The 3,340-nt window shown below is 72.5% G+C and carries 4 protein-coding genes and 1 tRNA gene; 3 read left to right on the plus strand and 2 right to left on the minus strand.

The features are described 5' to 3' along the window. Positions 1-856 (minus strand): single-stranded DNA-binding protein (ssb, locus tag E1258_RS35285; RefSeq protein ID WP_243715805.1); only part of this gene is annotated, 856 nt, incomplete at its 3' end. Positions 857-1,192: 336 nt separating this feature from the next. On the opposite strand from ssb, the gene E1258_RS31235 reads away from it, so the two are divergent. The 3 genes from E1258_RS31235 (at position 1,193) to E1258_RS31245 (ending at position 2,939) form a co-directional block, all read left to right on the plus strand. After that, entirely contained in the window at positions 1,193-1,633 is a 441-nt protein-coding gene (locus E1258_RS31235) for an HPF/RaiA family ribosome-associated protein (RefSeq protein ID WP_132407414.1), read from the plus strand. A gap of 93 nt (positions 1,634-1,726) precedes the next feature. Then, on the plus strand, positions 1,727-2,743 hold the full coding sequence (locus tag E1258_RS31240) for an alpha/beta hydrolase (RefSeq protein WP_165949955.1): 1,017 nt from the start codon (positions 1,727-1,729) through the stop codon (positions 2,741-2,743). A gap of 123 nt (positions 2,744-2,866) precedes the next feature. After that, positions 2,867-2,939: transfer RNA gene (locus E1258_RS31245), tRNA-Arg, on the plus strand. 87 nt (positions 2,940-3,026) lie between these two features. On the opposite strand, the gene E1258_RS31250 is transcribed toward E1258_RS31245, so the two are convergent. After that, complete coding sequence (locus E1258_RS31250; RefSeq protein WP_132407416.1) at positions 3,027-3,260, minus strand: hypothetical protein; 234 nt, start codon at positions 3,258-3,260, stop codon at positions 3,027-3,029. Positions 3,261-3,340: the final 80 nt, after the last annotated feature.

A 3,340-nucleotide genomic window follows, 5' to 3' on the forward strand; every position in this document is an offset into this window, starting at 1 on the left:
GCTCGGGGTCGTCGAGCCCGGCCGGGGACGGATCGCCTCCGGCCACGCCCGGCCCGGCCAGTTCCTCGTCCCCGCCGAACCCACCACCCTCGCCGGAGCCGTCGCCGAACCCACCACCCTCGCCGGAGCCGTCGCCGAACCGACCGCCCTCGCCGGAGCCGTCGCCGAACCCGCCGTCGTCCCCGGAGTCGTCGTCCAGGTCGTCCCGTTCGCCGAGGTCACCCAGGCCGTGCGGGTCACCCAGGCCGTGCCGATAGTTCGAGTCGGGCGTGCCGTTGGAGCCGCCCAGGGCGTCCGAGCCGTACGGGGCGTCCGAGCCACGCGGGTCGAAGGAGGCGCGGGCCGGGTCGAAGTCGCGCGGCTCGAAGTCCTCGCCGAAGGGGCGGTCCTCCGGCCCGCTGGGTGCCTGCCCGTGCGGGACCCGCTCGGTCGGCTCACCGTGCACCCGGGTCTCCGTTTCGGCGTCCTCGACCGTGCTGGTGACCATGTGCGGCCGGTTGCGCAGGAACCGGCCCCGCCCCCGGGACAGGTCGTGGCCGACGGCGACCGCCTCCAACTCGTACACCGTGCGGTGGTTGCCCGCGTCGTCGGTCCAGTCGCGGGTGTAGAGCCGGCCGACGACCATCACCGGGTCGCCGACCATCACGGAGGCGGCCACCCCCTCGGCCAGCTTCCGCCAGCAGTTGACGCGGACGCGGAGGCTGTTGCCGTCCACCCACCGGCCGCTGTCCCGGTCGAGCCGGCGGGCGGTGGAGGCCACCTTGAAGTTGGCCACCAGCGTGCCGCTCTGGGTAGTGCGCCGCCACTCCGGCGCGGTCAGCACATTGCCGACGATCGTGACGTAGGTGTCGAACATCGCCCCTCCAGGGATGATCCGGGCCTGCCATTGGTGAGTCGACTCGCCACCGACACTGGCCGCTCCGGCCAGCCCCTCGCCACCGCCCAGCCCCCGCCTGTGGACAACCCGATGCCCTGTGGACAAGGACCTGATCAAGCTCAGGTGTGCTAGGCCCCGCCCGAGTGCGCGCGGGCGGCCCCACCGGGGGCGTTTCCGGACGGACCGTGACTGGGTACAGCTTTGATCAACCGAGCACCGCCGACGGCACACCGTCCGATCAGAAAGGCCACGGGACATGACTTCCTGCCGATCCCGTACGACCGGCTCCGTCCGCACCGAGGGCAAGGTGCTGCGATGAGCGCCGTGGCGAACCCAGCGACCGTGGCCGAGTGCCTGCGCGTCGGGGCGGGCTTCTCCCAGGGTGACCGGAACTGGATCGCCGAGCAGTTCGCCACCCTCGACGCCCGGCTGGCCGGCTTCCACGCCGACGCCACCGAACTGGAGGTGTCCGTGAAGGACCGGGAGGCCCGGGGGCAGAAGGTCACCCTGGAGTGCTGGATCGCCGGCCGGCAGAAAATCGTCACCACCTCCGCCGAGGAGGACCTGCACGCCGCGCTCAACGACGTCCGGGACGACCTGCGCCGCCGGCTCAACGACGCCAAGACCCGGCAGGAGCCGCGCAACAACAAGCGGCTGCGCGACACCGGCCAGCCCGAGGCGGGCCTGCCCGAGGCAGGGCCGGACGGGGGCGACCTCGACGACGACGCGCCCCGGGCCGACGCCGGGACGGCCTGATCCGACCGGCGGTGAGGTGGTGTCCGCCACGGCGGTGCGCCACCTCACCGCCGGGGCTACCGTCGGGTAGCTTGCGGGCGTACCGTCGCGTTCGTGGAACCGGATGTGCTGGGGCCGCCGTACGAGCGGCAGACGATCGACCTGGGCACCGACGACGAGGGGCCCGTCGTCGCGACCCTGGTCCGCCGCCGGGCCGACCGCCCGACCCGCCGCGCGGTGCTCTACGTGCACGGCTACGTCGACTACTTCTTCCAGACCCACGTGGCCGACTTCTTCGCCGAGCGGGGCTGGGACTTCTACGCCCTCGACCTGCGAAAGTACGGCCGCAGCCTGCTCGCGCACCAGACCCCGAACTTCTGCCGCGACCTCGGCGACTACTTCCCCGAGCTGGACGCCGCCGCGCAGATCGTCCGCTCCGACGACGGCCACGACACACTGCTGGTCATGGGTCACTCCACCGGCGGCCTGATCATCTCCCTCTGGGCCCACGCCCGGCGCGACGCCGGCATCGTCGACGGGCTCGTCCTCAACAGCCCCTTCTTCGACATCAACGCTCCTTGGATGGTCCGCAGACCCCTCGTGGCGGCCGTCTCCCGCCTGGGCCGCAGGGCGCCGCGCCGCCGGCTCCCATTCGGCCTCGGCACCGTGTACGGCGAGAGCCTGCACGCCGAGCATCGCGGCGAATGGACGTACGATCTGGCCTGGAAGCCGCTCGCCGGGTTCCCGGTCCGGGCCGGCTGGCTGAACGCGGTCCGCGCCGGGCAGCGGCAGCTCCGTGCCGGCCTCGACGTCCCGGTGCCGGTGCTGCTGGCCTGCTCCACCCGCACTTTCCGAGGCACGAAGTGGCACGACTCGGCGGCGCTCGCCGACGCCGTCCTAAACGTGGAGCACATGGTCCGCTGGGCACCCCGCCTCGGCCGGCACGTGACCCTGGCCCGCTTCGACGGCGGCATGCACGACCTGACCCTCTCCGGCCCCGCCGTACGGGAGAAGGTCTTCACCGAAGTGGGCCGATGGGCGGAGGCCTTCCTCGGTGCTGGCCCGACGCCCGAGGTGCCGGCCAGCCGGCCGCCGGCCGAGGCGGGCGCGGAGGTCGCCACACCGAGCTGACCGGGCGAAACAGGGGTGCCCGGCAGGGGCAGGCCGTGCGACGCTGAACGGGCCTCGACGGGCTGCCCCATCGCGCCAGACCCCCTCGGCACGGCGGTACCCTTTTGGCGCACGACCAACAGCGCGCCCGTAGCTCAGCGGATAGAGCAGGGGACTTCTAATCCCAAGGCCGCAGGTTCGAATCCTGCCGGGCGCACCCCAGTTTACCAGCCAAAACGGCCCCCCGGAGTGATCTCCGAGGGGCCGTTGCCCATCGTGTGGGGACACCTTGGGGACAACATCATCAGCGGCCCCGATTGTCCAGGGCTGCCGCGAGCCGGTCGACGGTCTCCCGCACACCGTCGACGTGGCCACGGGACAGCAGTCCCACCTGGAGTAGCGCAACACCGGCGAACCCCAGCGCGACCAGCTCGGGCGTGACGTGCGGGGTGATGACGGCGTAGACGGCCGTCGCGACGAGCAGCAAGACGGCGATGATGAGGGTGGCGGCGACGGCAGTGGCGCCGAAGCGGTGCATGGTTAGCTCCGATCAGGTGGAGTCGGGGAGGGATGATCGGAGGCGGGCTACGGTCCGGTCTCCTGTGGGCGGGCGGGGGC

The organism is Micromonospora sp. KC207 (assembly GCF_004348615.1).
Lineage (GTDB): Bacteria > Actinomycetota > Actinomycetes > Mycobacteriales > Micromonosporaceae > Micromonospora.

Coding starts and splice junctions, on each gene's coding strand:
- E1258_RS31250 (WP_132407416.1), bottom strand. CDS start 3,260: ATGCACCGCTTCGGCGCCACTGCCGTCGCCGCCACCCTCATCATCGCC.
- E1258_RS31235 (WP_132407414.1), top strand. CDS start 1,193: ATGAGCGCCGTGGCGAACCCAGCGACCGTGGCCGAGTGCCTGCGCGTC.